This window comes from Streptomyces sp. NPDC033229 (assembly GCF_055576875.1).
Map to the genome: position 1 here is coordinate 29,385 of NZ_JBVIQR010000041.1, position 17,080 is coordinate 46,464.

20 protein-coding genes are annotated in these 17,080 nt (G+C 71.0%); all 20 read left to right on the forward strand.

Annotation, left to right across the window (positions count from 1 at the left end):
• Positions 1-1,038: a hypothetical protein gene (locus ACZ53N_RS28965; RefSeq protein ID WP_469143760.1), complete on the forward strand. Its 1,038-nt coding sequence runs from the start codon at positions 1-3 to the stop codon at positions 1,036-1,038.
• A 50-nt stretch (positions 1,039-1,088) separates the two neighbouring features.
• The gene (locus ACZ53N_RS28970) at positions 1,089-1,781 is read left to right on the forward strand and encodes a hypothetical protein (protein WP_469143761.1); all 693 of its coding nucleotides are present in this window, start codon (positions 1,089-1,091) and stop codon (positions 1,779-1,781) included.
• On the forward strand, positions 1,778-1,966 hold the full coding sequence (locus tag ACZ53N_RS28975) for a ribosomal-processing cysteine protease Prp (RefSeq protein WP_469143762.1): 189 nt from the start codon (positions 1,778-1,780) through the stop codon (positions 1,964-1,966). The genes ACZ53N_RS28970 and ACZ53N_RS28975 overlap by 4 nt, the downstream gene beginning before the upstream one ends.
• 2 nt (positions 1,967-1,968) lie before the next feature.
• Entirely contained in the window at positions 1,969-3,270 is a 1,302-nt protein-coding gene (locus ACZ53N_RS28980; RefSeq protein ID WP_469143763.1) for a major capsid protein, read from the forward strand.
• Positions 3,271-3,324: 54 nt separating this feature from the next.
• Entirely contained in the window at positions 3,325-3,690 is a 366-nt protein-coding gene (locus tag ACZ53N_RS28985; protein WP_469143764.1) for a hypothetical protein, read from the forward strand.
• A 12-nt stretch (positions 3,691-3,702) separates the two neighbouring features.
• Positions 3,703-4,329, forward strand: coding sequence for a hypothetical protein (locus ACZ53N_RS28990; protein WP_469143765.1), 627 nt, complete (start codon positions 3,703-3,705; stop codon positions 4,327-4,329).
• A complete protein-coding gene (locus tag ACZ53N_RS28995) occupies positions 4,326-4,733 on the forward strand; it encodes a DUF6093 family protein (protein ID WP_469143766.1) in 408 nt (135 codons plus the stop codon). The genes ACZ53N_RS28990 and ACZ53N_RS28995 overlap by 4 nt, the downstream gene beginning before the upstream one ends.
• Positions 4,730-5,116, forward strand: coding sequence for a hypothetical protein (locus tag ACZ53N_RS29000; protein WP_469143767.1), 387 nt, complete (start codon positions 4,730-4,732; stop codon positions 5,114-5,116). The genes ACZ53N_RS28995 and ACZ53N_RS29000 overlap by 4 nt, the downstream gene beginning before the upstream one ends.
• Positions 5,113-5,514, forward strand: coding sequence for a hypothetical protein (locus tag ACZ53N_RS29005; protein WP_469143768.1), 402 nt, complete (start codon positions 5,113-5,115; stop codon positions 5,512-5,514). Before ACZ53N_RS29000 ends, ACZ53N_RS29005 begins: the two co-directional genes overlap by 4 nt.
• Before the next feature lie 13 nt (positions 5,515-5,527).
• Complete coding sequence (locus ACZ53N_RS29010) at positions 5,528-5,857, forward strand: hypothetical protein (RefSeq protein WP_469143769.1); 330 nt, start codon at positions 5,528-5,530, stop codon at positions 5,855-5,857.
• 62 nt (positions 5,858-5,919) lie between these two features.
• Complete coding sequence (locus ACZ53N_RS29015; protein WP_469143770.1) at positions 5,920-6,399, forward strand: phage tail tube protein; 480 nt, start codon at positions 5,920-5,922, stop codon at positions 6,397-6,399.
• Complete coding sequence (locus ACZ53N_RS29020) at positions 6,399-6,917, forward strand: hypothetical protein (protein WP_469143771.1); 519 nt, start codon at positions 6,399-6,401, stop codon at positions 6,915-6,917. The genes ACZ53N_RS29015 and ACZ53N_RS29020 overlap by 1 nt, the downstream gene beginning before the upstream one ends.
• 71 nt (positions 6,918-6,988) lie before the next feature.
• Complete coding sequence (locus ACZ53N_RS29025; protein ID WP_469143772.1) at positions 6,989-7,225, forward strand: hypothetical protein; 237 nt, start codon at positions 6,989-6,991, stop codon at positions 7,223-7,225.
• A 3-nt stretch (positions 7,226-7,228) separates the two neighbouring features.
• On the forward strand, positions 7,229-12,004 hold the full coding sequence (locus ACZ53N_RS29030) for a phage tail tape measure protein (RefSeq protein ID WP_469143773.1): 4,776 nt from the start codon (positions 7,229-7,231) through the stop codon (positions 12,002-12,004).
• 11 nt (positions 12,005-12,015) lie between these two features.
• Positions 12,016-12,885, forward strand: coding sequence for a phage distal tail protein (locus tag ACZ53N_RS29035; protein ID WP_469143774.1), 870 nt, complete (start codon positions 12,016-12,018; stop codon positions 12,883-12,885).
• Positions 12,886-12,894: 9 nt separating this feature from the next.
• Positions 12,895-13,962: a hypothetical protein gene (locus ACZ53N_RS29040; protein ID WP_469143775.1), complete on the forward strand. Its 1,068-nt coding sequence runs from the start codon at positions 12,895-12,897 to the stop codon at positions 13,960-13,962.
• On the forward strand, positions 13,962-15,050 hold the full coding sequence (locus tag ACZ53N_RS29045; protein WP_469143776.1) for a hypothetical protein: 1,089 nt from the start codon (positions 13,962-13,964) through the stop codon (positions 15,048-15,050). The genes ACZ53N_RS29040 and ACZ53N_RS29045 overlap by 1 nt, the downstream gene beginning before the upstream one ends.
• A complete protein-coding gene (locus ACZ53N_RS29050) occupies positions 15,051-15,884 on the forward strand; it encodes a hypothetical protein (protein WP_469143777.1) in 834 nt (277 codons plus the stop codon).
• Between the two features lie 61 nt (positions 15,885-15,945).
• Positions 15,946-16,719: a peptidoglycan-binding protein gene (locus ACZ53N_RS29055; RefSeq protein WP_469143778.1), complete on the forward strand. Its 774-nt coding sequence runs from the start codon at positions 15,946-15,948 to the stop codon at positions 16,717-16,719.
• A 24-nt stretch (positions 16,720-16,743) separates the two neighbouring features.
• Entirely contained in the window at positions 16,744-17,061 is a 318-nt protein-coding gene (locus ACZ53N_RS29060) for a hypothetical protein (RefSeq protein ID WP_469143779.1), read from the forward strand.
• Positions 17,062-17,080 lie beyond the last annotated feature (19 nt).

Below are 17,080 nucleotides of genomic sequence, written 5' to 3' on the forward strand. Positions count from 1 at the left end.
GTGGCGGGCGAGGATGTGCGGCGGCTGGGCCCGGAGGAGCTGGCGGCCCAGTACTACGTGGCCCAGGCCCGGCATGCCCGCCGGGCCGCGGACCGGGTGCAGGCGCTGTGGGCGGAGCTGGACCGGCGGGACCTGACCGGTTCGTGGGAGGCACTGGTGGGGCCGCAGGTCGTGCGTGCGGTGGTGGAAGGCCAGTTCGCCGCGGCGTCGGGCGCCGACGAGTACGTGGACGCGGTGTCCGAGGCGGATGACGCGGTCCCGGACCGGGCGGGGCGCACCCGGGCGCTCGCCTTCGCGGGGCATGCTGCTGACGGCCGGTCGCTGGAGAGCCTGCTGTACCTGCCGGTCATCACCACGAAGCGGTCGCTGGCGGCGGGGGCGGACGACGTCGAGGCCATGATGACCGGGTTGCGGCAGCTGCTGCGGATCGCGGCGTCGGAGGTCGCGGACGCCGGCCGCGGCGCGGCGGGGGTCTCCATCGCGGGGCAGCGGACGATCAACGGGTACATCCGGGTGGTCAACGCGCCTGCCTGTGCCCGCTGCATCATCCTGGCTGGCGTCGAGTACGGGTGGAACCGTGGTTTCCAGCGGCACCCGAAGTGCGACTGCGTGCACATGCCCGCCCGGCTGATCGCCCGCGGGCGCCTCCATGCGGGGGCCACGAACGCCCGGCAGTACTTCGACGGCCTGTCCCGCACCGAGCAGAACCGGGTTTTCACCGCGGCGGGAGCGCAGGCCATCCGGGACGGGGCAAAGATCAGCCAGGTGGTCAACGCCCGCCGCGGCATCTACACGGTGGGCGACCAGTACGGGCGACGGATCCGCGCCACCCGCGAAGGCACCACGCGCAGCGGCCTGTTCGCTTCGCTGGAGCGGCACCGGGCAATCGCCCGAGGCGACCTGCGGGCCGCCGACCATCGCCAGTTTCAGCTGCGGTCCCCGCGGCTGCTGCCGGAGCAGATCTACCGGGTGGCCCGGTCGCGGGACGAGGCGATCGGGCTGCTGCAGCACTACGGCTACATCGGCTGGCACCTCTGAGCAGACCGTGCGCACGGCACGGTCCCACCTCCGCAATGGAGATCACCACGATGCAGAACACGCGTAACCGCTGGCTGCCCGCTGCCCATGGCGCGGACTGGTTCCAGCTCACCCGCCACGACGACCTCGACCCCGCAGACCCCGACCCGGCAGACCCTGACGACCAGGACCCCGAGGACGGCGCCGATCCCGAACCGGACCCGGAGGGCGCCGACCAGCTCGGCGACGCCGGCAAGAAGGCGTTGGACCGCATGAAGGCGGAGAAGGCCGCCGCCAAGAAGGAAGCAGCGGCAGCGAAGAGGGCCGCGGCCGAGGCGCAGCGGCGGATCGCCGAGTTCGAAGACCGCGACAAAACCGACCTGGACAAGGCCACCGCCAAGGCCGAGAAGGCCGAGGCCCTCGCCCGGGCGGCCACGGAGCGGGCGGTGAAAGCGGAGGTCAAGGCGATGGCCACCGACCAGTTCGCCGACCCCACCGACGCCGAACTCCTCGGAGACCTGTCCCGGTACGTGGATGACGACGGCGAGATCGACACCGACGCCATCGAAACGGACCTGGCCGCCCTGCTGGAGCGCAAGCCGCACCTGCGCAAGGCGACACCCGAGCCGAAGAAGAAGGCCCCCAAGCCGGACCCGGGCCAGGGGTCGCGCCCGGACGATCCGCCGACTGATTTCCGTACCGCCGGCCGCGATGACCTGCAGGCCGAGCTCGCCAAGGTCGCCCCGAGTTTCCGACTGCGGTGATCCGCGTCCGCGCCCGCCTGGGCGACGGCCGTACCTCTCTCGAGGTCGACGGTCACGAGGAGCACGCGGAGGCCGGCCGGGTCTGCGCCGCGGTGTCGGCCATCACCCAAACCGCGCTGCTGGGCCTGGAACAGATCGCCCTGCAGCACCCGGACCTCGTGTCCGTCGAGATCACACAGGAGTAGAGATGACCACACTGACTGCGGCCCGGCCGTGGTTCGACCTCGGCCGCCACGACGTGCGGTCGAATGTCCCGGCCGCGATCCGCGCCATGATGCAGAACGGCATCCTCGACCGGGTGTTCCAAGAGGCGCTCAGGCCGGAGTTCATTTTCCCGGCGATCGCCGATGCCGAACCGTGGCAGGGGTCGCTCGGCGACACCAAGACCTTCACGCGCAAGGGCCTGCTGACCCCCACGACCACGGCGATCACCGGGTCGGACACCTCGCCAGCCACCTACGGCATCGAGCAGTGGTCCGTGACCATGGACCAGTACGGTCTCGCGGTCGACACGAACATGCTGTCGTCGGCGATGGCGCTCGCCTCGAAGTACCTGGCGGACGTGCAGACGCTGGGGATCAACGCGGGCCAGTCCATCAACCGGATCGCCCGCAACAAGCTCTACACCGCCTACGCGGGCGGGCGGACCTGGTGCACGACCACGGCTGGCTCGGACAGCACGATCATCGTGCAGTCCGTGGACGGCTTCACGCACGTCATGGTCGACGGGGTGCGCACCGCGGTGTCGGCGTCGAACCCGCTGACCGTGACGATCGAGGGCGTCGCGAACACCGTGACCGGTGTCAACACCGGTACGAGCACGCTGACTCTGGGGACCGCGCGGGCCGACACGGCCGGCGACTACCTGGTGGCGGCCAACGCACCGACCACGATCCGCCCGGCCGGCGACACCGCCTACGACCTCGGCACCTCGAACGTCGCCACGTTCGCGATGTTCCGCGCGGCGGTGACGCGCCTGCGGAAGATGTCCGTGCCGACGGTCAACGGCTACTACGTGGCGCACATCGACCCGGACACCGAAGCCCAGCTGTTCGCCGACTCCGACTTCAAGCAGGCCCTGCAGGGCCGAGTCGACTCGCCGATCTACACCGACCTGTCGATCGGCCGGTTCGGCGGCATCGACTGGGTGCGCAACCTGGAAGCCCCCACCATCCTGGGCGGCTCGGCGGGCACGGTCACCGTGCACCGCCCGATCGTGCTCGGCATGGGCGCCCTGGTCGCGGCCCCGTTCGAGGGCATGGGCGAGCTGCTGCGCGGCACCGGGGTCGAGGACGTCCCCGACATCGCCATGATCGAGGTGGCCCCCGGGGTGGACGTCGCCCGGATCACCCGCCCGCCGACAGACCGCCTGCAGCAAACCCTGTCGACCTCCTGGTCGTGGGTCGGTGACTACGGGGTGCCGTCCGACTCGCTGACCGGCGGCGACGCGGCCCTGTACAAGCGCGCCGTGGTCCTCGAGCACGCCTGACACCCGCAGACCGGGGAACGGCGCCGCCCTTCCCCGGAGGCGTGAGGAGAAACCATGCGCGTGAAGGTGCTCGAAAACTTCAGCCCCTACTACAACTACGGCCTCGTCGCCCTCACGAAGGGCGAGGAGGTGAGCGGCGGCCTCGCCCTCTACCTGCTGCAAACCGCCTCCCCGGTCGAGCCGGCCGACGAGGACGCCAGGGCATGGCGTGCACCCGGCACGGCCGGTGGTCCCCAGCCCGAGGAACCGAGGTCCGGGGAACTGGACATCGACGCCACGGCGGCCGATGTCCAGGCCTGGGTCGGCGACGACCCAAAGCGCGCCGCCGAGGCCCTGGAGCTGGAGCTGGCCAAGGACCGGCCGCGCTCCACGCTCGTGAAGCAGCTTGAGAAGACCGCCACCGGCGGCGACGGCAGCTGAAGGGAGGCCGTCATGGCACTGCCCCCGCTGGCTACGGCGGCCGAACTCGAAGCCGCCCTCGGCCGCCCCGTGGATGCGGCGCAGGCCGACCTGGCCCTGCGCCGCGCCTCAGCTCGCGTGCGCCGCTACACCCGGCAGGATTTCTCGCTCACGACCGGCGAGACGACGGTGCTGCGGGGCGGCGAGCGGGTCCTGGCACTCCCCGCGCGCCCACTGGTGGTGGACGCTTCCCATCCGCTGACGGTCGTCGAGCTGTCGGGGATGACCGGCATCGAGTTCGCGTGTACCGATGGCCGGGACTTCACCCGGCTCGGCAATGAGCTGACCCGCGGGGAGCCCTGGTACCAGCCAACCCGGCTGATGGGCTGGCCCTGGAACCGGCCGCTGGGAGTCTGGGCACCACAGGTGCGGGTCACCTACTCGCACGGCTACACCGAGATCCCCGACGTCGTCGTCGACGTGGTCCTGGACCTGGCCACGATGAACCTGTCCAACCCCGAGAACCTCCGGTCGGTCAGTATCGACGACTACTCCCGGACATTCGCCGCCGAGACCATCGGCGGGGCCCGCCTCTCGGCCAGCCACAAGGAAGACCTGCGCGCCTACCGGCGCTCCGCATTCACGGTGGTGCCCTCGTGAGCGCCCTGACCGAGGCCCTCGCGGCCGGCAGGGCAGCGGCACTGGAGCTGATGCTGGACACGGTCCGGATCTACCGGGCTGTGGACGGCGGCATCGACTGGGACACCGGAGCCACCAGCGGCGGGACACAGACCCCGCTTTACACCGGCCTGGCGCGGGTGAAGCCGAAGGCCGTTGAGGGCACCGAGGTCTCCGCGGGCGAGCGCAACGTCACCCTGCGGGATTACACCGTGTCCCTGCCCTGGCCGACGCCACCACCCGCAACCCGCCCGTCCCCGGGCGATGTCATCGACGTGACAGCCTCAGCGGACGCCCGCATGGTCGGCCTGCGGCTGTGGGTGACCGGGGTGCAGTACTCGTCCACGGCCACAGCGTGGCGGATCAGTGCGGAGGACCGGTCGTGACAGCGGACGTGCGGGAGCTCCGGCAGCTGGCCGTGGCACTGACCCGGAACATGGAGCGGGCGGCACCGGAGATGCGGGGCATCGTCGCCCGGGGTGCCCTGAACGTGAAGAACGACTGGCGGGCCAACGCCCTCGCCACTGCCGGGCGGCACGCCCGCGCCTACCCCTATTCCGTCTCCTACGACATCCTCCCCATCCCGGGCGGTGCCACAGCGGAGATCGGACCGGACAAGGGCCGGAAACAGGGGCCCCTGGGCAACCTCCTTGAGTACGGGTCTGTGAACAACCCGCCCCACAACGACGGTGGCCGGGCCCTGCTGGCGGAGGAACCGCGGTTCGCCGCCCAGGTTGCGCTGCTGACGGCCCGGCTGGGGCGCCTGTGAACGCCCCGGACATCAAGCCCCACATGGACGCGGTCCACACCGCACTCACCGGGGCAGGCCTCGTGGTGGGGCTGGGCGGCGCCCCGGCACCAGTGCCGGCCAACCAGATCTATGTGGCCCTCCACTTCGACCCCGGCACCGTCGGGCGCGAGTCCCTGGCGGACGCCCGGACTGACTTTGAGCTGGTCTTCCAGGTCACCTGTGTGGGGCCGACACAGGAGAAGTGCCTGTGGGCCGCCCAGCGGACCCGCAGTGCCCTGCACGGGCCGGTGGCGGTGGCCGGGCGGGCGGCATGGCGGCCGGAAGAGCTGGGCGGGCCGCCGGTTCAGCGCGACGACGACGTCTCCCCGCCCCTGTATTTCCTGCCGGTGCAGTACCGGCTCCGAACCACAGCCTGACCCGGAGGAACCCATGGCAACCCTGACCGTCTCCGCGATCGCCGCGGCCGGCACCCTCAACTCGACCGTCTCCGCCGCCGGAGGCGGAGACAAGGTCAAGCCCGACGGCGACAACGTCTTCATCGAGGTCACCAACGGCGGCGGCAGCTCGATCAACGTCACCGTGGCCTCATACCCGACGGTGCGCGGCCAGGCCGTGGCCGACCGAGTCGTCGCGGTGGCCGCGTCCGTGACGAAGAAGATCCCGATCTATGCGGACCTGAACACGAACCCCGCCGACGGGCTCGCCTCGATCGCCTACTCGGGCGTGACGACGGTGACCGTCGGCGCCTACCGCATCTGATCGAACCTCGCCCGCGCCCGCCCCGCTGACCGGGGCTTTTTTCATGCCCCGAGGAGGGCCTCATGTCTGACCTGATCAGCGACGGCAAGACGAAGGTCTGCTGGGCGAGTTCGCTCACCAGCCAGAGCGCACCGACCGCGACCGAACTCAACGCCCTGGCCGACTACACCCTGCGCATCACCCCCGACGGTCTCAAGATCGACCCCGACACGGCGGAAGTCGACACCAGTTCCCTGGGCTCCCGGTTCGACACCATGGAGACCGGGCGGGTGAAGTTCTCCGTGGAGCTGACGTTCAAGAAGGGCACCACGGTCCAGGAGCAGGCCCCCTGGTCGACCCTGACCTACGGCACCCACGGCTACCTCGTCGTCCGCCGCGGCATCGACTACGAGACCGCGTTCGCGGCCGGCCAGAACGTCGAGGTCTACCCGGTCGCTTGCGGCGAGCCCGCCGAGCAGCCCCCGGCCGCCAACGAAGTGTCGAAGTTCGTGTCGAAGATGATGCTGACTTCGGCGCCGACGACGCGGGCGACGGTGGCCTGATGCCCGACATCAGCGAGATCCTCAAGCGAGCCAAGCCCCGCGAACGGTCGGTGTTCTTGTGCCTGGCCGGAGATGAGGCTGCCGAGGTCGAACGCCTGGAGCGGCAGCTCGCCGAGCTCTCCGACACCTGGGCCCCGACCTCCCTCGCCACCGCCAACCCCGGCGAGAAGCTGGCCAAACAGATCAAGGCCGCCCGCGAGCGCATGCGCAAGGGCGAAGTCGAGTTCAAGCTGCGGGCCCTGGGCGACAAGACCTGGTCGGACCTGGTGGCCGCCCACCCGTCGAAGAACAAGAACGAGGCCTGGGACCCGCAGACCTTCCCCAAGGCGCTGCTGTCGCAGTGCTGTGTGGACCCGGTCATGACCGCGGACCAGGTCACCGAACTGTTCGAGGTGCTGAACGAGGGACAGCGCAACGAGCTGATGCAGGCGGCCTACGACGTGAACGCCGAGGCCACCAGCGTCCCTTTCTCTGTGAGCGCCTCCGCGATCCTCAGCTCCCTCACCGCCGGGAAGTAGAGACCGCACGCGCCTGGGGCGTCCCCCGGAGCGTCTTCCTGGGGCGCCCCCTGCCGCAGCCGGGCGAGGCGTTGTGGACGGACGAGGACCGGGCATGGGCGCTCGCCCTCGCCCAGGTCGAGGCGGACTGCTGCCCGGACTGCAAACAGCCCTGGTCAGAGACCACAAAGGTCGACAGCGAATTCGCCTACGAGGCAGAGCTCATGCGCTGCCACGCCTGCGCGACCGGGGCGAAACGCATCCACGCCTACCAGGAAGACGGCGGCGATGTCCGCGGCATCCACGTCTCGATCACACCCAGGGGGTGAGCTGTGGCCGATCGTACCGTCCGTGTCATCCTGACCGGCAGCACCACCCCGTACATCACAGCGATGCGGCAGGCCGCCCGCGCCACGGCCAGCACCGCAGCCCAGATCTCCGCCTCGATGCGGGCCGCCGCCGCGCGGGCGCAGGCCACGATGACCGCGATGGCCCGGACCGCCCAGGTCCAGGCCGCACGGGCCGCGGCCAGTTTCCAGGCGATGGCTGCCCGCGCCGGTGCGGCCCTGGCCCGGATCGGCGCCCAGGCCACCGCAGCGTTCGCCACCGTGCAAGGCGCCGCCACCCGAGCCGCCACCGCGGTCGGGACAACCGTCTCCGCCGCTGCGGTACGGGCCGGCTCCGCCCTGACCGCCCTGCGGGCCCGCGCGGCGGCGACTTGGGCGAGCATCACCACGGCCGCAGGCCGGGCCGCCGCAGTTACGGCCGCGCGGTGGAGTGCGGCCACGGCGGCGATCAGCGCGCGGCTGCCCGCCGTCTCGGCGGCGATGTCCGCGGCGATGACCCGGGCCGGTGCGGTCGCCTCGGCAGCGGCCACCACGGCCGCCGCCCGGTGGACGGCCGCGTCCAACGTGATTTCCGCCCGGTGGTCCGCGGCGATGACCGCCGTGGCCACCGGTGCCGGGGCAGTGCGGGCCGCAGCGGGGGCCGGCGCGGCGTGGGTAGGGGCCCGCTGGACGGCCGCCGCAGCAGCGGTCTCCGCCCGGTGGGCCGCGGTGGCCGGCACGGTCGGCGGTGCTATGACTGCGGTACGCACCTCGACGGGGGCGGCGGCGGGATGGGTCACCGCCCGGTGGACGGCCGCCGCTGCCGCCGTGTCCGGCGCCATGGCCCGCATGCGCGTGGCCTCGGCTGCCGCCCTGACCGGCCTGGCGGGCATGGCGACCAATGGCCAGAAGGCCCTGCACGCGCTCCGCACCGCCTCCCTGGGGCTGCTCGCCGTCTTCGGCCTCGCGGCGTTCGCCGCAGCCAAGTTCGACAAGGCGATGGCAGAGGTGCGGGCAGTCACCGACGGCTCGTCCCAGGACATGGCCAAACTGTCCAACGCCGCCCTGCTGGCCGGACGGACCACCATGTACACGGCCACCCAGGCGGCGACGGCCGAGGCGGAGCTGGCCCGCGCGGGCATCGCCACGGCCGACATCATCGGCGGCGCCCTCAAGGGCAGCCTCGACCTCGCCGCCTCCGGACAACTCGACCTCGGCGAGTCCGCGGTCATCAGCGCGCAGGCGATGAACGCGTTCAAACTGGAGGGCAGGGATGTCGGGCACATCGCCGACGTCATCTCCGCCGGCGCGGGCAAGTCCGCGACCAACGTCCACGCCATGGGGCTCGCGTTCCGCATGTCCGCGCTGGTCGCCAACCAGACGGGCCTGTCCCTGGAACAGACCGTCGGCACCCTGTCGCTCTTCGCCCAGAACGCGCTCGTCGGCTCGGACGCGGGCACCTCGCTGAAGGTCATGCTGCAGCGGCTGGTCCCGCAGTCCAAAGAGGCCGCCGCCATGATGGACAAACTCGGCTTCTCCGCCTACGACTCCCAGGGCAACTTCGTCGGCCTCTCCGAACTCGCCGCCCGCCTCAAGAAGTCCTTCGGCCAGCTCACCCCCGAGGCCCGCAACGCCGCCATGGCCACCATCTTCGGCGCGGACGCCGTCCGTTCGGCAACGATCCTGTACGAGGCCGGCGCCGAGGGCGTCAACACCTGGGTGGCCGCAGTCGATGACACCGGATACGCCACCCGGGTCGCGGCCACCATGACCGACAACCTCGCCGGTGACCTCAAGCGGCTCCGGGGCGCCCTGGAGACCGCCCTCATCCAGTCCGGATCCGCAGCCAACTCCGTGCTGCGCTCGATGGCCCAAACCCTGACGGACGTCGTGAAGTGGTACGCGGCGCTGCCTCCCGGCGTCCAGCAGACCGTCACCGCCCTGTCCGGGCTGCTCGGCATGGCTGGACTCATCGGGGCCGGGCTGCTGCTCATGCTGCCCCGCATCATGACCGTGCGCCGGGAACTCATCGCCCTGGGCCTGACCGGGGCGCGGGTGCGTGGCATGCTCATGGGCCTGGGCAGACTCGGCCTCGTCGTCGGCGGCCTCGCCGCCCTCTCCTTCGGCGTCAAGTCCCTCATGGACCAGTTCGAGGAAGCCCCGCCGAACGTGGCCAAACTCGCCAACTCCCTGGTCGACCTCGGCCAGAAGGGCAAAGTCGCCGGGGAACTGTCGAAGACCTTTGGCAAGGACCTGGACGGCTTCGGCCAGGCCGTCCAGCGCATCGCCCACCCCACCGGGTGGGAGCGCACGGTCGGGGTCCTGGAGTACCTGCGCCAGTTCGGGTCGGACGATGTCGGCCTGACCCGCGCCACAGACAAGGTCAAGTCCATGGACGAGGCCCTGGCTTCCCTGGTGCAGTCCGGCAGCCCCGACGTCGCCGCCCAGGCCTTCCGGCGGATGGCCCGGGAGGCTGAGGCACAGGGGACGAGCACGGAGAAGCTCAAGACGCTGCTGCCGCAGTACTCCGAGGCCCTGGCCGGCATGGACACCCAGCAGAAGCTCGCCGCCGGGGGTCAGAAGCAGCTCGGCGACGCGGCGTCCATGACGACGGACGAACTGCAGGATCAACGCAGCGCGGCCGACAAGCTCAAGGACTCCCTGCAGGCCCTCAACGGCCTGGCCATCACCTCGGCCGAGCAGGAGATCGCGTTCCGGGGATCGCTGCACTCGCTGACCGAGGCGGTGAAGGAAAACGGCCACAGCCTGGACGTGACCGGCGAAAAGGGGCGGGCGGTCAAGTCTGCGTTCCTGGACGCCGCGTCGGCGGCGTCGGCGCACGCCCAGGCCGTCGCCGACCAGAAGGGCAGCGTGGAGGCGGGCAACGCCGTCCTTGAGCAGGACATCGCGGTACTGAAGCGGACCATGGCCGCAGCCGGGTTCTCCGAGTCCGCGATCCGTAGCCTGATCAACACCTACGCCCAGCTGCCCGTGTCAAAGGAGACCACGGTCCGGGCGCCCGGGGCGCAGAGCACGATCGCGGAACTGGAGGCCGTCAAGGGCAAGGTCCACGGCGTCCCCGGCGGCAAATCGATCACCGTGAAAACCCTGTCGGCCGCTGCGATCGAGGCCCTGGAAGCCGTGGGGTTCAAGACCCGGACCCTGCCCAACAAGTCCGTCGTCGTGACCGTGCCGACCGGCGGCCCCATCTCCTCCGTCGGCGCGATCCAGGGGGCGATCAACAGCCTCCGCGGCCGGACCATCACCAACTACGTCGAAACGATCAACCGCGAGTCGTTCCTGACCGTCCCGCTGCTGAAGCGGGACGGCGGCATCGTCGACTACTACGCCGACGGCGGCCTGCGCGAGCGGCACACCGCACAGATCGCCCCCGCCGGCGCGATGCGGGTGTGGGCCGAACCGGAGACCGGCGGCGAGAGCTACATTCCCCTGGCCCTGTCCAAGCGGCCCCGGTCGCGGCGTATCGCCGAGGAAACCGTGCGGCGCCTGGGCGGCGGGCCCGTGCAGTGGTACGCCTCCGGCGGTATCAACGGCATCTCCTACAGTCCCACCGGGGCCCCGGCCCTCGGAGGGGTCAGCGACCCCAAGCAGCGCGTGGACCGCCTCGTGGCCGACCTGCGCGAGGCGTGGAAGGAGTACCACGAGGCGCAGGATGAGCTGGCGAAGGTCCGCAAGGACAAGAAGCACACGAAGGCGCAGCTCAGGTCGGCGGAGAAGAAGCTGGAGCGGGAGCGCCAGGACGTCTTCAGCATCAACACCGAGCTCGGCCAGTCCAAGACGGCCCAAGCGCCGACCACCTTCAACATGCGCAACTACCAGGTGCAGCTCACCAAGAGCCTGGCGGCAACCGAGCGGTGGCGGGCCAACCTCGGCAAGGTCGGCGCCCGCGGCGGGGAGGAGATCCGCAGCATCCTGGAAGGAATGGGCGAGGACGGGTACAGCCTCGTCAACTCCCTCGCCGGGGCCTCCAGCAAGCAGTTCAAGGACATCACCGACAAGCTGAAGAAGACCGCCGGCCTCGCCAAAGCGTCCTTGGCGGACTTCAACAAGCAGGTCGATCAGTCCAACACCCGCGGCGCCCAGTTCGCCGCCGATCTGCAGTCGCTGGCCGCCCGCGGCTACGGCAACCTCGCCCAGCAGCTCGCCGCCCAGGGCGACCAGACCGCCATGGACCTGGCCCGGCAGGCCGCCACCGCGAAGCCCGCCGACCTCGCCCGGCTCAACTCCACCCTCGGCAAAGCGGGGCAAGTGCTCACCGGCGACGACCTGGCGGACTCCCTGACCGTCCTGTCGGCCCTGCGCTCCAAGCCCGGTGCGGGCATCGCCGAGATCGCAGCGGCCGGGGTGGACTTCGCGACCCTGCGCACCCTGGTGCCGCGCATGCTCGCCCAGATCAACAAGCTGCCCGAGGCGTACAAGGTGATGTTCCTGCGGCAGTGGGCGGGCCAGGGCGGGGTGAAGGCCATGGCCACCGGCGGGATCCTCACCGGCCGCTCCCCGGTCGTCCTCGCCGGTGAACGCGGCCCGGAGTCCTACATTCCCCTCAACGGGTCCGACCGATCCCGGATGCTGCTGGGCCGCACCGCACGGCTCATGGGCTACCAGATGGTGCCCGCCGGACGGTACGGGCAGCGCTCCCAGCCGTCGATGGCCGCCGCCCGGCAGGAGGCCCGGGACCTCGTGATCAATCTCTACGGAGCCAAGCAGACCAGCGCCGAACAGGCCCGCGACCTGGCCCGGCACCTGTCCTTCGTGGGCTGAGAGGAGCGCTGATGCCCTACACCCCCGGCGAGAGCCTCGGCGGCCTGCGGGTCGACCTCGGTGCCATCCCCCTCGGCGGAGTGGACAGCACCGGGGTCGCCTGGGCGCTGCAAGAACTGCAGGGCTGGGACTCCGCCGAAGTCCGCGCCGAAGTCCAGCAGCGCGACGCCGACCACGGGGCCTGGGCCTCTCCGGTCTACCTCGGCGAACGCCCCATCAGCCTGGCCGGCATCATCACCGCGACCGACCGGGCAGGCCTCGACGACGCCATGGAACGCCTGCGCGCCGCCGCGGCCCTCACCGACACCACCCTGATCGTGCAGGAGACCATCCCCAAACAGGCCACCGTCCGCCGGTCGGGGAAACTCCTGCTGCAGCACGTGACCGACCGCATCGCCTCCTACAGCGTCATGGTCACCGCCGCCGACCCCCGCCGCTACGGCACCGCCCTGCGGACCGGGACCACGATGCTGCCCTCCAGCACCGGCGGCCTGACACTCCCGTACACCCTGCCGTACACGGTCTCCGCCAGCACCGTGACCGGGGCCATCGGCGCCACCAACCAGGGCACCTTCGAGACGCGGCCGGTCCTGGTCATCGACGGCCCCGTCACCCAGCCCCAGGTGCTCACCCAGATGCCCGACGGCTCCGTGCGCATCCTCGCCTACAGCCAGAACCTGGCCACCGGCGAGCAGCTGGTCATCGACACCGACGCCCACAGCGTGACCCTCAACGGCAACGCCTCCCGGCGCCGCTACCTCTCCGCCCCGACCGGCTGGCCCGTCATCCCGGCCACTTCGACCGTATCGATCGAGTTCCGGGCCGCCGCCTACAACGCGACCGCGACGCTGACCGCCCAATGGCGCTCGGCCTGGATATAGGGGACTCCCGTGCCGTTCGACCCGCTCGACCAGAACGCCCTTACCTACGACGGCCTGGAGCTCCGCCGCGCCGCCCTGCTCGGGGTCATGGCCGACGGCACCGCCCTCGGCGCCCGCTCCGGCATCCGCCCCGGCGACCCCGGACTGACCACCAGCCTCGCCGGCTCGACCATCAACGTGTCGGCCGGGGCCGCGTTCGTGTACCAGTCCGGGCAGGGCGTCTACCGGGCCGCGCTGCCCTCGACGTGGTCCACGACGCTCACCGCGGCCCACGCCACCCTCGACCGCATCGACCTGGTGTACCTGCGGATCTGGGACACCGACGTCGACGCCTCCGGCCTGCGGCAGGCCGACGGCGTCTACCTGGCCGGCATCCCCTCCTCCACCCCGGTCGCCCCCACCCCGGCCGGGACACAGATCTACATGCCGCTCGCCACGATCACCGTTCCGCACTCCGGCGGCGGTTCCCCCTCAGTGTCGCTGGCGGTCCGGCCGCTGACCGTGGCCCCCGGCGGGATCCTGCCCGACGCCGCCGCGGCGGGCTCCTACGCGGGCCAGTACCGCGACAGCGGCAGCGGCCTCCAGCGCTACGACGGCTCAGCCTGGTCCGACATCCAGCCCCAAGGCATCGGCAAGATCCTTTTCGCCCGCAAGTCGGCGGACACCTCCAGGTCATCGACCACCACAGCCACCGATGACCCGCACCTGTCGGTACCGGTCATCGCCAACGCGACATACACGATCGAGGGCTTCATCGTTTACAACACCCCCAATGCCGCGGACTGGAAGTACCAGTTCGCCCTGCCGGCCGGATCAACACAGCTGTGGTCCCCGTGGGGCATGTCGGCCGAGGCTGACACCAGCGCCGTGGGCCCGATCCGCACCAGCACCTCCACCGGCTCGGCGACCCAGCTCGGCGTCAACTCCACCGCCAACGTCAGCGTCCGCCCGGTCGGTCTGTTCCGCACCGGCGGCTCCTCCGGCACCTGCGTCGTGCAGTGGGCGCAGGGCAACTCCAGCGCGAGCGCCACGACTGTCGTCACCGACTCATGGATCAAGCTCCAACGGGTGGCCTGATGATCAGCACCCCCTATGAGCTGGCCTGGTACGGCTGCGACCTGCGGACCGGCGCCATCATCGAAGACCTCCGATCGCTCCGGCCGACAGGCTCACTGTCGAGGAAGCTGGGGGACTTCACCACCACCAGCTTCGAGCTGAACCTGGCCGGCGCCCCGGCCGACTGGGAATCCGCGACGGACCAGGGCCGCAGCATCCTCGTCGGCGTCGACACCGCCACCGACACCCCCATCTGGGCCGGGCTGGTCCTCACCCGCGAAGGCGGCTCGGCCAGCACCGTCCAGCTCAACACCGCCAGCCCCGAGCGGTACTTCGACTCCCGCTATACCGGCGACCAGATCCACACCGGAGTCGACCAAGCCACCGTTATCACCTCGCTCGTCACCTCCGCCCTCACCGACGGCCCGCCGATCACCGTGGACGCCCCCGCGACCGGCGTCACGATGACTTACGACCTGCTCGACGGCGACGACAAGACCATCCTGTCCGCCCTGCAGGAGGTCATGGGCCTCGACGGCGGCCCCGAATGGACCATGGACGTCGACTGGTCCAACGCCTCCCACACCGGATTCGCCCTGATCCTGCGAGTACGGCCCGCCATCGGCAGCCAGAGCACCACCCCCGAGGGCACCTTCGACTTCCCCGGTTGCGTCTCCTCCTACACCCTCGCCGAGTCCTACGAGAACGGCAAAGGCGCCACCGTCATCCAGGCCCGCGGGGAAGGCGAGGGGGCAGGGCGCCTCACCTCCGCGGTCTACACCGCCACCGACCTGATCGCCGGCGGCTGGCCCCGGTGGGTCCACCGCTTCACCCCCTCCAGCGGCATCACCGACCCCGACCAGCTCAACGCCCACGCCGCCCGCGCCCTGGCCCTGATGCAGACCGGCGCCAAGGTCTGGTCGATCGAAGCCGTCGCCAGCCGGGCACCACGCCTCGGCCGGGACTGGCAGCTGGGCGACACCATCCGCGTCGCCGTCGACACTTCACCCCGCCACCCGGCCGGAGCCGACGTCGTCGCCCGCGCATGGTCCTGGGACCTCGACCCCGACTCCGACCGGATCCGCCCCATTCTCGTCGAGGAGAACTGAATGCCCAGCGCAGGCGACCAACTGCCCGCCGGGGCCAACGCCCTCATGAAACGCCTGGCCGCCCTCGAACGCGAGGTCAAAGAACTGCGGGCGGCACGCCGCCTAACCTCCGCGTCCATCACTGGCGGCCAGGGCCTGACCATCCAGAACGCCGACGGCGGCCCCGACGTCCGGATCACCGCCGACGCCTCTGGGGTCGCGTTCCTGACGTCCCAGCAGGCGGCGATCCTGATCTCGTCCGGGCTCGTCGACGAGGTGGCCCCCGGCATTTTCACTGCCTACGTCGAGACCGGCGGCGGCACCCCGGTGCCCGCGATGTTCATGATGTGCCCGGACATCGACGCCGGCGTCGCCTACACCATCATGCAGGGCGGCACCCCTGGCGGCGCCGGACCCGCATGGCAGGCCGCCGCCGGATCGTCCAGCCTCACGTTCACCTTCGACGCCCTCGGCATCATCCTCGGCGCCGGCGCGGGCTTCACCTTCGACGCCTCCGGCGTCTACTTCACCGGACAGACGTGGACCGCACTGTCTCTGGCCAGCGGGTGGACGGACTTCGGCGCCCCCTTCCAGACGTCGATCTATACGAAGAAGGTCGACGGGATGGTGCAGCTCGCCGGGGTCATCAAGCCCGGCACTACCACCAACGGCACCACCGTCGGCACCCTGCCCACCGGCTACCGGCCCGCCGCCGACCACATCTTCAAGGTCTCCGCCGGTGGCGCCGGCATCCACGCCGACGTCTACGTCCGCTCCTCCGGGGCCGTCCAGATCCAGAACACCTCCGGCACCATCGCCTGGCTCAGCCTCAGCGGCATCCGCTTCCCCCTGTAACGCCCCTCGCCGACCGAGACCCCGCCCTGCCGGGGCCCATCACCACGCCCTGGAGGCCCGGATGAAGCTCGTCACAAGATCTCAACTCGGCTGGCCGGCCTCGGCCGCCCCCGACCAGCCCACCACCCAAGGGGTCAAGGTCCATTACGAGGGCACCGCCGTCGACCGCGCCCTCCTCGACGACCACACCGCGTGCATCCGAGAGTGGAAGGCGATCCGGGCCAGCCACCTCGCCAACACCGCCGAGGGCTACAGCGACATCGCCTACAACTACGCAGCCTGCCCGCACGGTTACCTCCTTGAGGGCCGCGGCATCGGCAAACGCACCGGTGCCAACGGCACCCAGGCCCTCAACCGGGCCCACTACGCCATCGTCGGCCTCGTCGGCGACTCCGGCCTCACCCAACCGACCGACGCCATGCTCGGCGCCATCCGCGACGGCATCGAACTCCTCCGCCAGCACGGCGCCGGCGACGAGATCAAAGGCCACCGGGACGGATACGCCACCCAGTGCCCCGGCGGCCCCCTGTATGCGTGGGTACAGAAGGGGGCACCACGGCCGGGCAGCGGCACCACACCCTCGCCGGTCTACGAGCCGTTCCCCGGCGCCGGCTTCTTCCGCGTCGGCCGAACCAGCCCGGTCATCACCGCCATGGGCAAGCGTCTCGTCGCCGAAGGCTGCAGCCACTACTCGGTCGGCCCCGGCCCCTCCTGGACGGAATCCGACCGCCTGTCCTACGCGGCCTGGCAGCGCAAGCTCGGCTACAGCGGGAGCGACGCCGACGGCATCCCCGGCCCCGCCTCCTGGGCCAAGCTTCGCGTCCCCAACGTCTGACCGCCTCAACGAACGGATTCGCCCATGTCCAACGCCGACCTGTGGGCTGCAGCCCTCGGCTACATCGCCCCGCCCTTCATCGCCATCGTCCAGCAACCCCGCTGGTCAGGCCCCCTCAAGGCCCTCGTCATGCTGGCATTCGCCGCGCTCGTCGGGACCGGAACCGCCTACTTCAACGACCAATTCACCGGCCGGGACGTGACGACCTGCATGCTCACCGCGGCCGTCGCCATCGGCGTCGCCTACCACACCTTGTGGCGCCCCTCCGGGATCGCGCCCGGCATCGAGGCCAGCACCTCCACCGGAGCCGCGCGGTCACCGCAGGCCCCCCGGGGCGTCTGAATGCGGCGGGCGGTCCGGC

Excerpts from the sequence above, each read along its gene's own strand:
- ACZ53N_RS28990 (WP_469143765.1), top strand. The coding sequence starts at position 3,703 with ATGGCACTGCCCCCGCTGGCTACGGCGGCCGAACTCGAAGCCGCCCTC.
- ACZ53N_RS29060 (WP_469143779.1), top strand. The coding sequence starts at position 16,744 with ATGTCCAACGCCGACCTGTGGGCTGCAGCCCTCGGCTACATCGCCCCG.
- ACZ53N_RS29055 (WP_469143778.1), top strand. The coding sequence starts at position 15,946 with ATGAAGCTCGTCACAAGATCTCAACTCGGCTGGCCGGCCTCGGCCGCC.
- ACZ53N_RS29045 (WP_469143776.1), top strand. The coding sequence starts at position 13,962 with ATGATCAGCACCCCCTATGAGCTGGCCTGGTACGGCTGCGACCTGCGG.
- ACZ53N_RS29015 (WP_469143770.1), top strand. The coding sequence starts at position 5,920 with ATGTCTGACCTGATCAGCGACGGCAAGACGAAGGTCTGCTGGGCGAGT.
- ACZ53N_RS29050 (WP_469143777.1), top strand. The coding sequence starts at position 15,051 with ATGCCCAGCGCAGGCGACCAACTGCCCGCCGGGGCCAACGCCCTCATG.
- ACZ53N_RS29010 (WP_469143769.1), top strand. The coding sequence starts at position 5,528 with ATGGCAACCCTGACCGTCTCCGCGATCGCCGCGGCCGGCACCCTCAAC.
- ACZ53N_RS29020 (WP_469143771.1), top strand. The coding sequence starts at position 6,399 with ATGCCCGACATCAGCGAGATCCTCAAGCGAGCCAAGCCCCGCGAACGG.
- ACZ53N_RS29035 (WP_469143774.1), top strand. The coding sequence starts at position 12,016 with ATGCCCTACACCCCCGGCGAGAGCCTCGGCGGCCTGCGGGTCGACCTC.
- ACZ53N_RS28985 (WP_469143764.1), top strand. The coding sequence starts at position 3,325 with ATGCGCGTGAAGGTGCTCGAAAACTTCAGCCCCTACTACAACTACGGC.
- ACZ53N_RS28970 (WP_469143761.1), top strand. The coding sequence starts at position 1,089 with ATGCAGAACACGCGTAACCGCTGGCTGCCCGCTGCCCATGGCGCGGAC.
- ACZ53N_RS28980 (WP_469143763.1), top strand. The coding sequence starts at position 1,969 with ATGACCACACTGACTGCGGCCCGGCCGTGGTTCGACCTCGGCCGCCAC.